The following is a 17,653-nucleotide window of genomic DNA, read 5'->3' as shown; positions in this document are numbered from 1 at the left end:
TCATTGCTCATAAGATAGAACTGAAAAAGCTAAAAGGCATTAGAAGATAATCTATACAAAGCTAAAAAGCTTGTATCAGTTATGACTGATACAAGCCTAAAAACTTAAAGATCTAAAAGTAGCATAGTAGGGTCTTCAACCAATTCTTTCAGTGTTACTAAGAATTGTACCGCCTCTTTACCATCAATCATACGATGGTCATAAGACAGCGCAAGATACATCATAGGCAAGATTTTAACTTCACCGTTAACTGCCATAGGGCGGTCATTGATGGCATGCATACCCAAGATAGCAGTTTGTGGTGGATTCAAGATAGGTGTTGACATCAGTGAACCAAATACACCGCCGTTTGAGATAGTGAACGTACCGCCCGTCATCTCATCCAAACCAAGTTTGCCTTCTTGTGCTTTACCACCAAATTCACGAATCTTGGCTTCAACATCAGCCATGCTCATGCGATCAGTATCACGCAATACTGGAACTACTAGACCACGGTTAGAAGATACGGCAACACCGATGTCATAGTAACCATGATAAACGATATCATCACCGTCTAATGACGCGTTCACAGCTGGATAGCGTTTTAGGGCTTCAGTCGCCGCTTTTACGAATAACGACATGAAGCCTAAACGTGTACCATGACGCTTTTCAAACTGATCTTTATATTTAGTACGCATATCCATCAACGGTTTCATGTTGACTTCGTTAAACGTGGTTAGCATTGCTGTTTCTTGAGAAGCAGCTAGCAGACGATTCGCAATTGTTTTACGTAGACGTGTCATTGGTACGCGTTTTTCAGTACGCTCACCAACTGCTTCAGCAACAGGACGACCACTATCAGAAGTGATTGAGCTGTCCGCTTTTAACGTTGGATTTGACATGTCAGTTTTAGTCACACGACCGCCGCGACCACTGCCTTCGACGTTTTTAGGATCTACGCCAGATTCTTTGGCTGCTTTACGCACTGCAGGGCTTTGATCTTTATGATCAGATTCAGCAGAGGCTTGTGCTGGCTCGCCACCATCTGTTGCTTGCTTAAGTTGTACTGGTGCAGCTGGTTGATCTGGATCAACGGCAGGAGCCGCTTCAGCACTGGCGCTAGCACCGGCTTCAAATTCAGCAATCAGCTCATCAGACAATACCGTGTCATCTACTTGCTTAACAATTCGGGTTACAACACCGTTGTCAGGCGCGACCACTTCTAATACAACTTTATCAGTTTCGATTTCAGCTAATAGGTCATCACGGTTTACTTGCTGACCTTCAGTGACATGCCATTCAACGATTGTACCATCGGCAACCGATTCTGGAAAAACGGGGGCTTTAATTTCAGCCATCGATATACTCCTTAGATTTGGATATTACTATTTATAATTAAGTCGTGATAGGCAGTCAGTACCATTTAAAATGTGATATTTACATTGGCTCACTAGGTACTGACTGTCATCGCCTGATTCATTGATTACATACAATCTGTTATTTAGATAAGCTATTAAATAGACAGCTCATCTACACTGATACCAAGACCACCAGCGATCAAATCTTGTTGTTGCTTAACGTGTAATTTTGCTGAACCCGTCGCAGGTGCTGCACTGGCAGGACGTGCAACTGGCTCCATCACTTTTGCTCTGGTTGGATGCGGTACAACGATACGGAACATATGTGGAGCTAAGTAATACCAAGCGCCTTGATTCAACGGCTCTTCTTGCGTCCAAACGATTTCTTTTAAGTTGCTGTATTTTTCAATTTCAGCAATTAAACGTTTTTCTGGTAAAGGATAGAGCTGTTCGATACGAACGATTGCCACATGGTCTAGGCCTAAAGCACGGCGCTGCTCAAGCAAATCATAATAGACCTTGCCGCCACATAGCACCATACGAGTCACGTTGTCCGGATTTTGCTGATCCATCTCTGGCAATACCGTTTCAAACATGCCATTTGCCAATTCTTCTAATTGAGAGGTCGCAAGCTTATGACGTAGCAAGCTCTTTGGCGACATCACGATCAACGGTTTACGAATCGGGCGAACCGCTTGACGACGTAGCGCATGATAAATCTGTGCAGGCGTCGTTGGTGTGATGACTTGCATATTGTCTTCAGCACATAACTGCAAGAAGCGCTCAAGACGGGCTGATGAATGCTCAGGGCCTTGACCTTCAAAGCCGTGTGGTAACAACATCGTTAAGCCGCAAACACGCTGCCACTTAGTCTCGCCACTGGCAATAAACTGGTCAATAACTACTTGAGCACCATTAACAAAATCACCGAACTGCGCTTCCCAAACAACCAATGCATTTGGCACCGTGGTCGCATAACCATATTCAAAAGCTAATACCGCTTCTTCTGATAGCAATGAATTGTAAGTGGCAAAGCGTGCTTGATCTTCACTCAGGTGAGCAAGTGGCACATACATGCTGCCATCTTCGATATTATATAGTTCGCTATGACGATGTGAGAACGTACCACGTCCTACATCTTCACCAGTAATACGTACCAGCACTTTATCGTTATCTACCAGTGATGCGTATGCCAATGTCTCAGCTGCACCCCAGTTCAAAGGCTCTTCGCCAGTTTGCATCGCTAAGCGCTGCTCAACCACTTTTTGTACTTGGCGCTGTAGCTTGTAACCTTCAGGCATTTGTGCCATGCGGCGACCATAGCCTTTCAAAACTTCGATATCAACACTGGTATCCCAATCATCAACCAAATCGTGACCCAAGTAAGGTTTCCAATCTACAAATAGTTGCTCATTCGGCTCATTAACCAATGCATTAGCAACATATTCACCGCGGTCTAATGATTCACGATACTCGTCTTCTAAACGCGTCTCATCTTCTTGACTCAGCAAACCTTCTTCGATTAACTGTTTTGCGTAAATAGTACGAGTCGTTGGTAGCTTTTTGATCACTGCATACATGAGTGGCTGAGTAGCTGAAGGCTCATCCGCCTCATTATGACCGTTACGGCGATAACAGAAGAGATCTATAATAATATCTTTGTCAAACTCATGACGATAATCTAACGCCAATTGCGCGGCAAATACCACAGACTCAGGATCATCACCGTTAACATGTAAAATTGGTGCATGAACCATTTTTGCCACATCAGTACAGTATTCAGTTGAGCGGGCATCTTCTTGACGGCTGGTAGTAAAACCAACTTGGTTATTAATCACAATATGGATGGTGCCGCCCGTCGTATATGCACGGGTTTGTGACATCTGGAATGTCTCTTGTACCACACCTTGACCGGCAAACGCTGCATCACCATGGATGACGATTGGCAATACTGAGTTGCCACGCTTGTTTTCATACATCGGCTGATCATTACGACGTACTTGACGTGCACGTACTGAGCCTTGTAGTACCGGTGCAACGATTTCAAGATGTGACGGGTTAAATGCCAAGGCTAAATGCGCCTCGCCACCTGGTGTCATCACGTTCGATGAAAAACCATTGTGGTATTTAACATCACCTGAACCTTTTTCTGGCTGAACTTTGCCATCGAACTCATCAAACAAATCAGCAGGGTTTTTACCCAATATGTTTACCAATAGGTTTAAACGCCCACGGTGAGCCATGCCAATGACCATCTCTTTTGTACCGTAACCGCCAGCCCGTTGGATGATTTCATTGATCGCTGGAATAAAGCTCTCGCCACCTTCTAGACCAAAACGTTTCACACCCGTATATTTACGAGCAAGATATTTTTCTAAACCTTCAGCAGCGGTTAAACGCTCAAGAATAGCCAAACGCTTTTCTTTGTCAAACTTGATATAGCCCAAATTGGTTTCTAAATACTTTTCCATCCAGCGCTTTTCTGTGCTGGTGGTCACGTGCATATATTCTGTGCCGATATAACGGCAATAGACACGCTCCATGATTTCAATGATTTCACGTAACGGTGCTTCATTTTTACCAATATTTAGATCATTAGTCGGAAATACTGTATCAAGATCCGTTTCAGAAAGATTGTGATAAGCAAGCGTTAAGTCCTCTACTTCCGCACGTGGGTGCAGACTTAATGGGTCTAACTGCGCACGGCGATGACCGCGACGACGGTAAGCTGAGATGAGTTGCTGTACACCCATTTGCTTATTGTTACCAACATTATGGCTAGGACTGTTAGCCGAGCCATTGGTATCAGTACTGACCTTATTAGCCGTCTGATTACGGGCTAATAATAAAAACTGGTCTTTAATGGCGTTGTGCGGTGCATCATTTGGCGATTTGTACTGTTCAAAATACGTTTGCCAATCGCTGCCAACACTATTAGGATCTTCTAGGTATTGCTCGTAGAGGATATCAATATAATTGGCATTATCAGCGGCCAATTCTGTTTGATCTACGCTCGCTGCTTCTTTAGTTATACTATTCATAATAATCGTCTATTTGATAGATAAATGAATGGAATCGTGCTTATTATTGTGAAATCTATTGTATACAGGCGGCTCAGCTATTAAATAAATAGCCTTTTAACAATGAACATAGAACACCATTCGAATTATTTGTGAACGTTCAGTTTTCTTATGTCACTCGTTGCAAAACATTAATTTATATATAATGCTATAGTTTATAACTAAATTGTTATTTATAGCATTTTTCTAAATTTTTTTTGTTCAGCTGGCTAATTTGCAAACCATTTCTGCTGAATAACTTGGCTATTGTAGCTCTGCAATGGCTTGCAAATGATACACTGCCGTATAGCGTAACATGGCAACGATTGCTGACATAGTTTGTTTGTTTAATACTAACTATTTACACAATTCACAGGTGATTGACTTCCTGCATGTTCATACATCACTGCTACGCATCTGTTTTAACCTCAGTATTATATACCTTCTATCATCGTCATTCACCCCTATAATCTTATAATAACCAAGCATTTTTTATGTTTAGTCATTACTACTTATAATTATATAGGCAGATGGACCAGATAACAGGTTGTCTTACATATAAGCAACGTATTGTTAGTATGGCCTTACTTGCCATGATTATTCTGATGCAAATTCAAATATTATTCTAAGACGACTTAACAAGCATGGTTACTTTATGCTATTTTTTTGCTTATTTTAACGAATAAAAAACACCACCTTATTTCAGGTGGTGTTTTTCTATAGCACTATTATAAAGCTAATTTAGGCTAAAAGGTATATTAACCTGCTTGATCAAGCAACAAATTACGCAGATGACCGATGGCTTTGGTTGGATTCAAGCCTTTTGGACATACTGATACGCAGTTCATGATACCGCGGCAACGAAATAAGCTGAATGGATCGTCTAAACGAGCCAGACGCGCGCGCGTATCACTGTCACGGCTATCAGAAACAAAACGATCAGCATGCAGGAGTGCTGATGGTCCTAAGAACTTATCAGGATTCCACCAGAATGAGGGGCAGCTGGTTGAACAGCAGGCACATAAAATACATTCATATAAACCATTTAGCTTGTCACGTTGCTCAGGTGACTGCAAGCGTTCAGTCGCAGGCGCTGGCTGATCGTTAATTAAGAATGGATGTACTTTTTCGTACTGCTCGTAGAATTGGTTCATATCAACGACCAAATCACGAACCACTGGCAAACCCGGCAGAGGGCGAACGGTTACTTTTTCTGGCAAAGTATTCATGTTGATCAAACATGCTAGACCATTTTTACCGTTAATATTCATGCCATCAGAGCCACAGATGCCTTCACGGCACGAGCGACGGAAGGTAAGAGTTTCATCTTCCTTCTTTAGGCGTAATAACACGTCAAGCAACATACGATCTGAGTCTAATAGCTCAATCGTATAAGTTTGCATACGCGGCGCTGCGTCCAGATCAGGATCGTAGCGATAGATTTCGATGGTGCGAGTACCTCGGCTCATAATGCTAAACTCCACACGTCGGTGATGGCGGGCATACAAGGATTGCAACATAGTCGCGCTGGCTATCAATCTGTACTAACAAGAATAATCAAATACTGATTAATAGGGCGCTGGCATGAGCTTGTAGCTGGCGGTCACCTTTTTAATAAATGAATAAAGGATAAAACGTTTATGCTGTCTATACACATCAGGCGCAAGGCGTCTGACTTAGTAGACACGAACCTTTGGCTCGATATAATCAACCGTCAATGGCACTTTACGAACTGGCTTATAGATAATCTTATTGCCTTCAGAATACCATAAGGTATGCTTCATCCAATCATTATCGTTACGACCGTTTGGTGCGTACTCATCATCTTCAGGACGATCATAGTCAGAGACACTGTGCGCGCCGCGGCTTTCATGACGCTGGGCTGCTGATATCATCGTCGCTTTCGCCACTTCATAAAGATTGCCTACTTCAAAGGCTTCGATACGTGCGGTATTAAAGACTTGTGATTTATCAGCCAAATGAATCTGATCAATCTTATCGCCTAGGGCTAGGATTTTCTTAACGCCTTCATCCATCATCGCTTGTGTACGGAATACACTGGCATGCGTTTGCATGATTGCACGAATTTCATCGGCAACGTCTTGCGCATTATATCCTGAAGTTGATTGTTGCAGCTTGTCTAAACGACCAACTGTATAATCAAGGACACGAGGATCAAGTGGCTTATAGTTATGATCCGCATGATGGAATTCATCAACGATGTGCTTACCTGCAGCGCGACCAAATACCAATAAATCAAGCAATGAGTTGGTACCTAGACGGTTGGCACCGTGAACACTGACGCACGCACATTCGCCAATTGCATAAAGACCTTTAACTACGTTGCCTTTCGCATATAGACCCTCTTCATCCGTACCTGCTTCTAGATCTGGTACAATCACTTGACCATGAATCGTAGTTGGAATACCGCCCATCATATAATGAATGGTTGGAATAACAGGAATTGGCTCTTTCGTGATATCGACGTTGGCAAAGTTTTTACCAATCTCAAAGACTGATGGCAGACGCTTCATGATGGTTTCAACACCTAAATGGGTCATATCCATCACAATATGGTCAGCATTTGGACCACAACCACGACCTTCTTTGATTTCTTGGTCCATAGAACGAGAAACCAAATCACGTGGTGCCAAGTCTTTAACCGTTGGCGCGTAACGCTCCATGAACGCTTCGCCATCTTTGTTACGTAAGATAGCACCTTCACCTCGGCAACCTTCAGTCAATAGTACGCCTGCACCATGAACGCCGGTTGGGTGGAACTGCCAAAACTCCATATCTTGTAACGGAATACCAGCACGTACTGCCATGCCAATACCGTCGCCCGTATTGATGTAAGCATTGGTAGATGCTGCAAAGATACGACCAGCACCACCTGTCGCTAGGACAGTAATTGGTGACTGGAATACGGCAACCGTACCAGTTTCTTGTTCAATTGCCACAACACCGTTGATGTTGCCTGCTTCATCTTTGATCAAGTCAAGTGCAATCCACTCGATAAAGAACTCAGTACCTTGCTGCAGGTTTTTTTGATAAAGCGTATGTAATAGTGCATGACCGGTACGGTCAGCAGCAGCACAGGCACGTTGTACAGCTTTTTCGCCATAGTTTGAGGTATGACCGCCAAATGGACGCTGATAAATTGTGCCATCTTCATTACGGTCAAACGGCATACCCATGTGCTCAAGCTCATAGACTACTTTTGGTGCTTCACGGCACATGTACTCAATCGCGTCTTGATCACCCAACCAATCTGACCCCTTAACGGTGTCATAGAAATGGAAATGCCAGTTATCGTTGCTCATGTTACCGAGACTTGCACCAATACCGCCTTGGGCTGCAACCGTGTGTGAGCGGGTTGGGAATACTTTGGTTAAGACTGCAACCTTCATGCCGGCTTCAGCTAGGTGCAATGATGCACGCATACCTGAACCACCACCACCAACGATGACCGCGTCATAGTTTAGGGTTTTGATATTGCTAATGGTATTGTCTTGTCTAGTTGCCATTACGGTTTTCCTAATGCCTGTTAATACGTGCGAAGTAAATACAAAGACTGCTTAACCAGTCATACACTCCAAACTGAATCATCGACTCAAAGCACGGATATGGATGGTAAAATTATACATAACTGGGTATCTAAGCCGCCTTCAACCACTTACTAAAATGTGCATATCTATCTGAGCGCTAAACAGCAACGACACCGAAGCCGTTACCCCAAAAAATCATGATGCCCCAGAATAAAAATACAAAAACGGCAATAATCATTAATGTCTGTAACACCAAGCGTAGGCCAGCTGCGCTCGCACCCAATTTACTGGTAGTGATATAGTCTGTGAATACGGTCCACATGCCAATCCATGCATGACCCGCAAGGGCTAGAACTGCTACTAAGCTAAATAGACGCATCGGTAAGCTGGTCATAAAATTTGACCATTCTGTGTAGCTCACATCGCCATGGGTCAAAAAGAAGCCCAGCAGCACCACACTATAAACTGCTAAGACCACCGCACTGATACGTTGGACTATCCAATCACGTGAGCCTGAGCCGGTTAGACTGGTTGCGCTTTTGATTCCTGAATCGTTTTTCATTAGAACATCACCCATACAAATGACGCGACAATTAAGATCGCTGCAATCACAAAGCTGATCATAGAGGCAGCACGGCCAGATTTCAGCTCTTCATTCATGCCCATATCAGCAAATAAATGCTTCATACCCATCACAAAGTGATAAGCGATGGCGGCGACGAAAATCCATGCCAAAAAGCGTACCAAAACATTATCAAAAACGGTTTCAAAACTCTCAGGTGAAGCCAAAGAATTCTGCAATAACCACAGCATAACTGGAATAAGTAAAAATAAAATGATGCCAGAAATACGATGCAAGATTGAAGCAATCGCAATCGGTGATCGATTAACACTAATCACTTGGCTGAGGGGCAGATCAATAGGTCGGTTGCTTTTCACAGCGGGCATCCTTTTTGCGGTTATACCTGGTAGTTACTTATGATTTAGCAATCATCTGCCAAATACACTGAGCACCACACAAGACGAATAAAGTAAGGAAGGGCTAGCTGACGTCATTTAATTTGCGCTAAATCTGAAAGCATACGAAGATTGACAAGGTCATTATGGGTATTCAACTATCGCTCAATAAACCAACATACCCTTTCAATAATAAGCTTTCTACATATTAACAGACCACAAAACGAAGCACGGGATAAATCGATTAACTATTCTATTTTTACTGGTTCCCATTAACAAAAAAAAGACAACGCCATGGAGTCATCTCTAGGTTATCCTTTTTTGTTAAGGTAAACTTCACTGTAGGCTATTTAAAAATAGAACAGTTAACAAGAATATTCAAGCGATAAGCTCGGTCTTGGTCTACAAAGTGATTATTCAATCGTAACAAAGTATGAGTGGAGAAAAGCTCCTCAACTACTTTATTAGTACAAGTCATCAATTTGCGCAAAGCTAGTGCCAGTTAAATCCCTCTAATTATAAAATGACTGAGCCCTAATTACAAATTTATCCCCTAAATAGTGGTTATTAGAGATTTATTAACAAAAAACTGGCTATTTGTAATATGAATTCATTAGTATTACTTAGGCTTAAGGACCTATAAAGTCAAACGGATGTATCAGCTAATGATGCTCTGTCTGTTTTATAGTCAATATTAGAAGATATCTTAAAAGAGTACTTGTTTAAAACTGCCTCTTTATATTTAGGTTAATAATAATCATTACGCTATGATAAATAAGACGATTTACAGTCAAATTACTTACTAGACATATTTTGATACAAAGTTTACAACCGATAAGCACTATTACCGCACGTCTATTGGTGGTCTGACAAGTAAAAGTCTTTTCAAAACTTAAGTAATAACTGCTAATATAGCCTGCATATTAAATAGGTCACATTCATTTTGACCATTTGACTATTTATGACGCGAGGGTGTGCGTCACTATTATTTTTGTTCTAACAAGTTAAAACAATGGAGATTAAATTATGGCTGATAATCAAGCCACATTGACCGTAGATGGTAAGGACTACCAACTTCCTATTACTGAAGGTACTTTAGGACCTTCAGTTATCGAAGTTGCCGCTTTCCAACAAGCTGGCTACTGGACCTATGATCCAGGCTTCATGGCAACTGCTCCTGTCGAATCAAAAATTACCTTCATTGATGGCGGTAAAGGCGAGCTACTGCATCGCGGCTATCCTATTGACCAGTTAGCAAACAATGCAGAATATCTAGAAGTGGCTTATGCACTGATTCATGGTGATCTGCCTAACGCTGAGCAAAAAGCCGATTTCTTTGAGAAAATTCGTAAGCATACTGGTGTTCATGATCAATTGCGTAAATTCTTTGAAGGTTTCCGCCGTGACGCTCACCCGATGGCCATTATGGTCGGTGTCGTTGGTGCACTATCAGCGTTTTATCATGAAGATTTAGACATCAGTAATGAAGAACATCGTGAGATTACCGCGATTCGTCTAATCGCTAAAATGCCTACACTTGCGGCGATGAGTTATAAATACTCACAAGGCGAACCGTTCATGTATCCACGTAATGATTTCAATTATGCGGAAAACTTCTTATACATGATGTTTGCAACCCCTGCTGATGTTGATTATAAAACCAATGACGTCATCACCCGTGCGATGGACAAAATCTTTACCTTGCATGCTGATCATGAGCAAAATGCTTCAACGTCTACTGTACGTTTAGCAGGTTCTACTGGCGCAAATCCTTATGCTTGTATCGCTGCTGGTATCGCCGCCCTTTGGGGTCCATCACATGGCGGCGCCAACGAAGCCGTACTTGAGATGCTAGATGAAATCGGTTCGGTAGAAAACGTGCCTGAATTCATGGAAAAAGTAAAAAGCCGTGAAGTGAAGCTGATGGGCTTTGGTCACCGTGTCTACAAAAACTTTGACCCACGTGCACAAGTACTGAAAAAGACGTGTGATGAGGTATTACAGGCGCTTGGTATCGATGATCCTAAGCTTAAGCTTGCTATGGAGCTTGAGAAAATCGCTTTAGAAGACCCGTTCTTCATTGAGCGTAACTTGTATCCAAACGTTGACTTTTACTCTGGCATTATCCTTAAAGCCATCGGTATCCCAACGTCAATGTTTACCGTTATCTTCTCACTAGCTCGTACCTCTGGTTGGATCAGCCATTGGCTTGAGATGCACAGCGCACCGTTCAAGATTGGTCGCCCACGTCAGTTATATACTGGTGAGAAACAACGCGAATTCGTTAAAGTTGAAGACCGTAAGTAGTTATTAGGCACTCGTAAAAATAAAAAGTCATAAAAAAATCTCGCCATGTGCGAGATTTTTTTATGTTCAAATTTAACAGATTATTGATTATTGGAACTCTTTTAGCGTCTGCTCGTACTTGGCAATCTGTTCATCATAACCTTCGATGGTTTCATTGAATTTTGCCATCAGCATCTCAAATTCCTGCTGCTGGGTTTGTTTCATTTTCTGCATATCCAGTACTTGCTGAGCTTCTATTTGCTCCCATACTTGATGCTGAATAATTAAACGCGCCAAAGCAGGACTTTTGGCGCTCACTCTGCCAGCAATTTCTGCATCTTCAAAAAGCTGTGGCACTAAGGTGGCGATATTAATCAAAGTATCCGTATCCTGCGCATTCAGTGGCGTAGTCACTGGCTGATAAAGCGCTTCCATTGCTTGCTCATAGCGTTCTATAATCTGCTTTTCAGTTAATATCACAGGCTTACGTGGCTCTAAGCTAATACGCTTTAACACCGTTAAATCGCGCTCACCAACTTCGGTACTGGTGTTAATTTCATCGTTTATGTCAGTATCTGTCGCAGAGTTGCCATTTGCTGCATCCTTTGCAGCTGCTGCCGGATCTTGTACTAGTTGTGGCGTAGCAGCTATAGCTACTTGACCGCTGTTAGCTGGCTGATTATTGCCAGTTGCAACAGTAGGCTCATCGACTAATAAAGCGTTTTCACTGTCTGCGATATCAGCAGCTTGTAGTGACTCGTACTCTGCTTGCAGACGCCCTTGCAATGCCTGAAACTGGGTAACATATAAAGGCTGGAACTGCTCAATACGTGCAGCAGCAGAATTACTTTGCGCCATCGGTTGGCTGTCTTCTTCACTTGTTTGCTCACTGATTTGGGGCTTATCCGCTACATTTTCTTCTGCTGCTTGCTGCTGACATCCGCTTAACAATAAGACACCAGTCAATGCCGTCGCCAGTAAGGCATTTGAGTGCTGTGGACACTCAATATCTTTATTGGTAAGGTTACCATAGACACCATTATCATGTTTTACTAGCCAAAATTTAAACATCTGAATTTATTTCCTGTGTTAAAAACAAAAATATCACATAGCTATATAAAGTTTAAGAATCAGTCGCAGCATGGTTTACTATGCTCAAGATTAGTTGCTAATTAAGCCACTAAAAATGGAATACAGCCTGCAAGATCTTGACAGTATTGTCCGCGCTGACGACGAACAAAATAGTCTTGTACCATGCGTGCCTGCTGCTCGATACCATATTTAAAAAAAGGCTTACCTGTCTCTAGTACATAATTATAGCGACGATCGATAATAGCACCGCGTACCACCTTCAAGCCTTGTTGCAGCTGCCACACATGCGTTAACTCATGTATCAGCCAACCTTGTTTGCCCAATGGCGCTTGGCTGAAATCATCTATCCAATCTGATGCATGAAAATAAATATGTCCATTAGGACTCACAGCGTAATGTTTGAGTACCCACCATGCTGTTCTCAGCTGAACGTCATCAAGTCTGAGGCTGTCACCAAAAACCGAACGTGCAAGAGTAATTTCACCCTCAGTAAGAGACCGAGCTTGTTGTTTAGCCGTTACTAAGTTAGCAGATACCGAACTACGATTTAATAGACGCTTAAAAATCGACTGAAACATGGCTACTATCATCCTTTATCTGTGATCTATCATTTTCGTAAAAAGTGAGTTAATACCTTAATAGGGATAATATAGATATAAATAAAGCGTTAAAGACATAAGCTGTACATTTAGCTGACTTTTATTAATGTGAATCTGCGTTAGTCTAGCTTTTATAATAATGTTAAAGACATCATGAATTATTATCTTATTTATGATTAATTGCTTAATCCCAATAAGGACAGCATTATAAAGGCAAATATGAAGAACAGTAATAGGACTTTGAATTTTATCTACAAATGTTTAATTTTATAATAACAAGCCTTGAATAATAGAAGATATAGAGAATTTTATGCCACCTAATTTTCATGCTGATATCCCCCTCGCCCAGCGCATGCGCCCTGCCACACTTGACGCTATTATTGGTCAAGAGCACTTATTAGCAGTAGGTGCTCCGTTACGACGCTTGGTAGAGCAAGGACACCTGCCGTCTATTATTTTGCATGGAGAAGCAGGCATTGGCAAAACAACCATCGCTATGCTTTTGGCGGATGCCGTTGAACGACCCTTCCATGCATTATCTGCTTTGAATACTGGGGTTAAGCAGTTACGCGAAGTATTAGATAATAAGGATTCATTGAGTTTTGCGTCGCCGGTGGTTTTTATTGATGAGATTCATCGGTTTAATAAAGCTCAGCAAGATGCGCTACTTGGTGCAGTAGAGTCTGGCGATATTACCTTGATTGGCGCGACCACCGAAAATCCTTCTTTTAGTGTCAATAATGCGCTGTTATCACGTTGCCAAGTGTATCGCCTAGAGCCATTGACACCTGAACAAATCAGTGCCGTATTACAACGGGCGCTTTTAGAAGATAATATACTGAAAAACCTATCGGTCGATTTGCAGGCGCAAGATACGATTAGCCAGTTGGCACATGGTGATGCACGCAAGGCCCTTAATTTACTAGAGCTAGCGATTCAAACGGCTGATACCAAGCAATCATCGATCGTTATCGATGATACCTTAGTCGCTCGCGTCGCACAAACTGCACTCGTACGCTATGATAAAGATGGGGAGCAGCATTACGATATCGTATCAGCAATGATAAAATCAGTGCGCGGTTCAGACCCTGATGCGGCACTATATTGGATGGCGCGTATGCTAGTGGGCGGTGAGCCAGCTGATTTTATTGCACGGCGCTTGGTAATATTGGCCAGTGAAGATATCGGTAATGCCAACCCTAATGCCCTACTCCTTGCTGATGCGGCATTGCGCAGTGTCCAATCTATCGGCATGCCAGAATCACGTATTATCTTGGGGCAAGTGGTGGTCTATCTGGCAACCAGTGCCAAGAGTAATAGTACTTACAATGCCATCAATGCCGCGATGAGCTTAGCAGAAAAAGACGCCTCACCTGTGCCGCTACACCTACGTAATGGCGTGACCAAATTAATGCGAAATCAGGGATATGGGCAAGATTATATTTATCCCCACAGTTATCCTAACCATTATTATGCGCAAAACTACTTACCAGACAATTTAATCGGTACGCGTTTTTATGAATTTGCGGACAATCAACGTGAGCAGCATAGTAAGCAGTTTATCGGTTGGCTGAAAGACCAAGCGGCCAGTAATGACTAATCACTCAAAATATGACTGATTATATGCACTGATCTATCAATTGTCGTTACCATTAGGGATACTAATCACGATTTTAGACAGACTGGCCTATATAGTTTCGAGATGAGGCAGCACAGTGGGATGAAAAGCGTTAAAATGTCCTCATAATGATATATAAGAGAGGGTTAGATAACGTCTACAGTTGATCAATCTGATCCAGCGCGTTTTGCTTAGCCGCAACAGCGCTTTGTCGCATCTACTGCTACAATAGACAGACAACGCTTTATATCCCATGTTGACACCTATTTATATAATAAAATATTGAGACATCCTATGAGTTTAAATACGATTCCTGAGATTATTGAAGACATTCGTGCAGGTAAAATGGTCATCTTGATGGATGATGAAGACCGCGAAAACGAAGGCGATATTATCATGGCAGCGACCCATGTGCGCCCTGAAGATATCAACTTTATGATTACTCATGCACGTGGCCTGGTCTGTTTGACCTTGTCACAAGAACGTTGTCAGCAGTTGGCACTGCCACTCATGTCTGACCGTAATGAGGCAAAATTTAGTACCAATTTTACCGTTTCTATTGAAGCGGCTGAAGGCGTGACTACGGGCATCTCAGCCGCTGACCGCGCGCGTACCATTCAAGCAGCTGTCTCCTCTTCGGCAAAGCCAGAAGACATCGTTCAGCCTGGGCATATTTTCCCAATCATGGCACAGAATGGCGGCGTCTTACATCGTGCCGGACATACCGAAGCAGGTTGTGATTTGGCACGTCTTGCCGGACTTGAGCCAGCAGCGGTGATTGTAGAGATTATCAATGCGGATGGTACGATGGCACGTCGTGATGATCTTGAAGTATTTGCAAAGGAACATGATTTAAAAATTGGTACGATTGCTGATTTGATTAACTACCGTATTGCTAATGAGCAAACCGTCGAAGAAATTGCATCGCATCCGTTTGAAACCGAGTATGGCACTTTTACCTTACATCGTTTCCGTGAGTTCGGTGCAACTGAAACCCATTTAGCCTTGGTTAAAGGCGATGTGAGCCAAGGTATTAGCACTGTTCGCGTCCATGGTTTCCATCCTCTACGCGATTTATTCGCTGCCAAAAATGATACTACTGGTCGTAGCGGCTGGAGCGTACGCTCAGCATTAGAAGAGATCAGTGCATCAGAGCGTGGTGTCTTGGTTTGGATTGGCAATCATGAGCCAACTGACTTGGGCGACGCCTTAGATAAAGCGGCATTGAATGAAGCTCTGTCTACCATCACACAGCAACCATATCGCAGTATTGGTGTTGGCGCACAGATTTTGCGTCATTTGGGGGTACGTGATATGCGTCTATTATCATCACCGATGAAGTTCTATGCCTTATCTGGTTTTGATTTAAATGTGGTTGATTTTGTCCATGCACCAAAGCAAGATTAATAGGTTTAACTAATATAGTCAATGAAAAGTAAAATCGATACATCAATAGTCCTGTACTACTGGTATCAATTTTTCTCGCTTGCTGTGCGCCTTGCACTCCAGAGGCTTCGAAAAATTTATCCCAGTAGCACTGTAGCGACTTTAAAGTATTTCAACTATAGCAACTTATGATTAATAAAAAGGCGCATGAGCTTAGATTGATGCGCCTTTTTACTGTTTGCTCAAAGCTAATCACAAAGCATTTTACTTAGAGTTGTGGGGTATGACCGAACGTCGCTTCTAATACTAGCAGTCGTTCACGCTCCTCATTCGTCCATGGCTTTTTATCTTGACCGTTGCTATCTAAGCGCACCACCACTGCTTCAGCGGTCGCAACGATAACAGCCTGTGCCGTACTATAATAGCTGTATTCCATCACAATGCTGGTCGTGCCCAAACGCTGGCAACGCACGCCTAATAACAAGGTATCAGGATAAATCACTGGGCGTAAATACTGGCAGCTTGATTGTGCCAATACCGTGACCATATTACTATCAAACATGCCAAGTGCCTGCAAATAGCCAATACGGGCTGACTCAGCGTAACGATAGTACACCACATTATTTAAGTGATTAAAGGCATCCATCTCACCCCAATGAATCGGCTGCTGATGAATAATAGGATAATGCGATAGCTCGTCAGGAAGATGATTGTCCAAATTATTAACGATAGATGCTTTATTAAAAAGTTCCATAGCTGCCTGTCTCTTGTTTTTACAATACTTTAAAATAATCTCATAAATCAGTAGTACATTAACGTTGCGGTTTATTTAAAATCTGTGAGGTTAATAATGGCGATTTTTTTGGCGCATTCGCAATCAGTTTATCCAAATCTTCTATCACTTCTGTCATATTTCTAGGAGAGGATTTGGTCTGCAAGTCATTTTTGTCTGACTGTTGCTTGTTATCGATAGAAGCCTGTGATCCTGCTTGTTTAGGCATCAGCGTTTGCAGCCGCTTACGTGCTTGATTTAAATACATGATTAACTGATCACGATCATGCATATTGCTGGCTTGGCTGGCTAGATTTAAGGTCATGATGGTTTCATGAATCGTCAGCTGCCGACGCGTTAAACGGCTATTGTCAGCAGATTGTATCGTCGCTGTGTCTTTCTGTGGTGCACTGTTGAGCTCAGTATCAGCAGCACGCTCATAGTGATATAAAAAATCTTGGATATTTTGAATCGCAAGGTTTTGCAGCTGCCAAGAGCTTGGCTGAGCACTTTTCGCCTGTAAGCGCTCAATATCTTTAACCAAACTCTGCTTAATGACAACCGTTAGCGCAGGCGCAATCTCATTACTTTTTTGTGAAAGCTGCCAATGTAGACCTTGCAATAAGTCAATCGCCGCACTGCCATTACTGTCTGCCAACAACCTATCAGCAGCTTGTATCTGGATACGTAATAAATCCAGCTGGTTTTGAGCTTGGCTATTGACCGCTGCACTAGTCGCTGGCAGCGTTTGTTGACTCATCGCAAATAAGCGGTCGTCCATCTCATTTAAACGGCTGACAACTTGCTCATTACTTTGCAAGCGCTCATTGACCGTATGCTGAAAACGCTGCTGACTGATATATAGCCACAGTAAGACGCCTATCAACAATAAAATAGCCACCCATTGCAAGCGCAACAAGAACATATTTGCTTGCCGGCGCTGCTGAAGAGCAGAAGGATCTTTCGATAACGATTCAGAATTCATTGGCATAAGGCCAC

Annotated in this window: 13 protein-coding genes; 3 read left to right on the top strand and 10 right to left on the bottom strand. The window is 42.6% G+C overall.

Going from position 1 to position 17,653, the window contains the following annotated elements; translation table 11 throughout:
• Positions 1-104 precede the first annotated feature (104 nt).
• The 6 genes from odhB to sdhC form a co-directional block, all read right to left on the bottom strand.
• Positions 105-1,337, bottom strand: coding sequence for a 2-oxoglutarate dehydrogenase complex dihydrolipoyllysine-residue succinyltransferase (gene odhB / locus AC0J5Y_RS00580; protein WP_475131062.1), 1,233 nt, complete (start codon positions 1,335-1,337; stop codon positions 105-107).
• Positions 1,338-1,492: 155 nt separating this feature from the next.
• A complete protein-coding gene (locus AC0J5Y_RS00575) occupies positions 1,493-4,378 on the bottom strand; it encodes a 2-oxoglutarate dehydrogenase E1 component (RefSeq protein ID WP_475131061.1) in 2,886 nt (961 codons plus the stop codon).
• Between the two features lie 776 nt (positions 4,379-5,154).
• Positions 5,155-5,865, bottom strand: coding sequence for a succinate dehydrogenase iron-sulfur subunit (locus AC0J5Y_RS00570; protein ID WP_011512485.1), 711 nt, complete (start codon positions 5,863-5,865; stop codon positions 5,155-5,157).
• A 207-nt stretch (positions 5,866-6,072) separates the two neighbouring features.
• The gene (gene sdhA, locus AC0J5Y_RS00565; protein WP_475131060.1) at positions 6,073-7,923 is read right to left on the bottom strand and encodes a succinate dehydrogenase flavoprotein subunit; all 1,851 of its coding nucleotides are present in this window, start codon (positions 7,921-7,923) and stop codon (positions 6,073-6,075) included.
• 178 nt (positions 7,924-8,101) lie between these two features.
• The gene (sdhD, locus tag AC0J5Y_RS00560) at positions 8,102-8,488 is read right to left on the bottom strand and encodes a succinate dehydrogenase, hydrophobic membrane anchor protein (RefSeq protein WP_475132041.1); all 387 of its coding nucleotides are present in this window, start codon (positions 8,486-8,488) and stop codon (positions 8,102-8,104) included.
• A 17-nt stretch (positions 8,489-8,505) separates the two neighbouring features.
• Entirely contained in the window at positions 8,506-8,892 is a 387-nt protein-coding gene (sdhC, locus tag AC0J5Y_RS00555) for a succinate dehydrogenase, cytochrome b556 subunit (protein ID WP_011512482.1), read from the bottom strand.
• A 1,035-nt stretch (positions 8,893-9,927) separates the two neighbouring features.
• Between sdhC and gltA the strand changes: the two genes are divergently transcribed.
• Positions 9,928-11,208 (top strand): citrate synthase, encoded by a 1,281-nt coding sequence (gltA, locus tag AC0J5Y_RS00550; protein ID WP_475131059.1) that lies wholly within the window; start codon positions 9,928-9,930, stop codon positions 11,206-11,208.
• A gap of 87 nt (positions 11,209-11,295) precedes the next feature.
• Here gltA and AC0J5Y_RS00545 read toward each other — a convergent pair whose 3' ends face one another.
• On the bottom strand, positions 11,296-12,258 hold the full coding sequence (locus AC0J5Y_RS00545) for a hypothetical protein (RefSeq protein ID WP_475131058.1): 963 nt from the start codon (positions 12,256-12,258) through the stop codon (positions 11,296-11,298).
• 101 nt (positions 12,259-12,359) lie between these two features.
• On the bottom strand, positions 12,360-12,857 hold the full coding sequence (locus AC0J5Y_RS00540) for a type IV secretion protein Rhs (RefSeq protein WP_475131057.1): 498 nt from the start codon (positions 12,855-12,857) through the stop codon (positions 12,360-12,362).
• Between the two features lie 331 nt (positions 12,858-13,188).
• On the opposite strand from AC0J5Y_RS00540, the gene AC0J5Y_RS00535 reads away from it, so the two are divergent.
• Complete coding sequence (locus AC0J5Y_RS00535) at positions 13,189-14,478, top strand: replication-associated recombination protein A (RefSeq protein ID WP_475131056.1); 1,290 nt, start codon at positions 13,189-13,191, stop codon at positions 14,476-14,478.
• Positions 14,479-14,790: 312 nt separating this feature from the next.
• Entirely contained in the window at positions 14,791-15,903 is a 1,113-nt protein-coding gene (gene ribBA / locus AC0J5Y_RS00530) for a bifunctional 3,4-dihydroxy-2-butanone-4-phosphate synthase/GTP cyclohydrolase II (protein ID WP_475131055.1), read from the top strand.
• A gap of 247 nt (positions 15,904-16,150) precedes the next feature.
• On the opposite strand, the gene AC0J5Y_RS00525 is transcribed toward ribBA, so the two are convergent.
• Both AC0J5Y_RS00525 and AC0J5Y_RS00520 read right to left on the bottom strand, forming a co-directional pair.
• Positions 16,151-16,636, bottom strand: coding sequence for an acyl-CoA thioesterase (locus AC0J5Y_RS00525; protein WP_475131054.1), 486 nt, complete (start codon positions 16,634-16,636; stop codon positions 16,151-16,153).
• A gap of 58 nt (positions 16,637-16,694) precedes the next feature.
• Complete coding sequence (locus tag AC0J5Y_RS00520; protein ID WP_475131053.1) at positions 16,695-17,645, bottom strand: hypothetical protein; 951 nt, start codon at positions 17,643-17,645, stop codon at positions 16,695-16,697.
• Positions 17,646-17,653 lie beyond the last annotated feature (8 nt).

The sequence above is a fragment of the Psychrobacter sp. TS_SC_6 genome (genome assembly GCF_056156305.1).
Note: the sequence above shows the minus strand (reverse complement) of the source record. Positions and strands in the feature narration are given on the sequence as shown.

Excerpts from the sequence above, each read along its gene's own strand:
- odhB (WP_475131062.1), bottom strand. The coding sequence starts at position 1,337 with ATGGCTGAAATTAAAGCCCCCGTTTTTCCAGAATCGGTTGCCGATGGT.
- AC0J5Y_RS00575 (WP_475131061.1), bottom strand. The coding sequence starts at position 4,378 with ATGAATAGTATAACTAAAGAAGCAGCGAGCGTAGATCAAACAGAATTG.
- AC0J5Y_RS00570 (WP_011512485.1), bottom strand. The coding sequence starts at position 5,865 with ATGAGCCGAGGTACTCGCACCATCGAAATCTATCGCTACGATCCTGAT.
- sdhA (WP_475131060.1), bottom strand. The coding sequence starts at position 7,923 with ATGGCAACTAGACAAGACAATACCATTAGCAATATCAAAACCCTAAAC.
- sdhC (WP_011512482.1), bottom strand. The coding sequence starts at position 8,892 with ATGCCCGCTGTGAAAAGCAACCGACCTATTGATCTGCCCCTCAGCCAA.
- gltA (WP_475131059.1), top strand. The coding sequence starts at position 9,928 with ATGGCTGATAATCAAGCCACATTGACCGTAGATGGTAAGGACTACCAA.
- AC0J5Y_RS00545 (WP_475131058.1), bottom strand. The coding sequence starts at position 12,258 with ATGTTTAAATTTTGGCTAGTAAAACATGATAATGGTGTCTATGGTAAC.
- AC0J5Y_RS00540 (WP_475131057.1), bottom strand. The coding sequence starts at position 12,857 with ATGTTTCAGTCGATTTTTAAGCGTCTATTAAATCGTAGTTCGGTATCT.
- AC0J5Y_RS00535 (WP_475131056.1), top strand. The coding sequence starts at position 13,189 with ATGCCACCTAATTTTCATGCTGATATCCCCCTCGCCCAGCGCATGCGC.
- ribBA (WP_475131055.1), top strand. The coding sequence starts at position 14,791 with ATGAGTTTAAATACGATTCCTGAGATTATTGAAGACATTCGTGCAGGT.
- AC0J5Y_RS00525 (WP_475131054.1), bottom strand. The coding sequence starts at position 16,636 with ATGGAACTTTTTAATAAAGCATCTATCGTTAATAATTTGGACAATCAT.
- AC0J5Y_RS00520 (WP_475131053.1), bottom strand. The coding sequence starts at position 17,645 with ATGCCAATGAATTCTGAATCGTTATCGAAAGATCCTTCTGCTCTTCAG.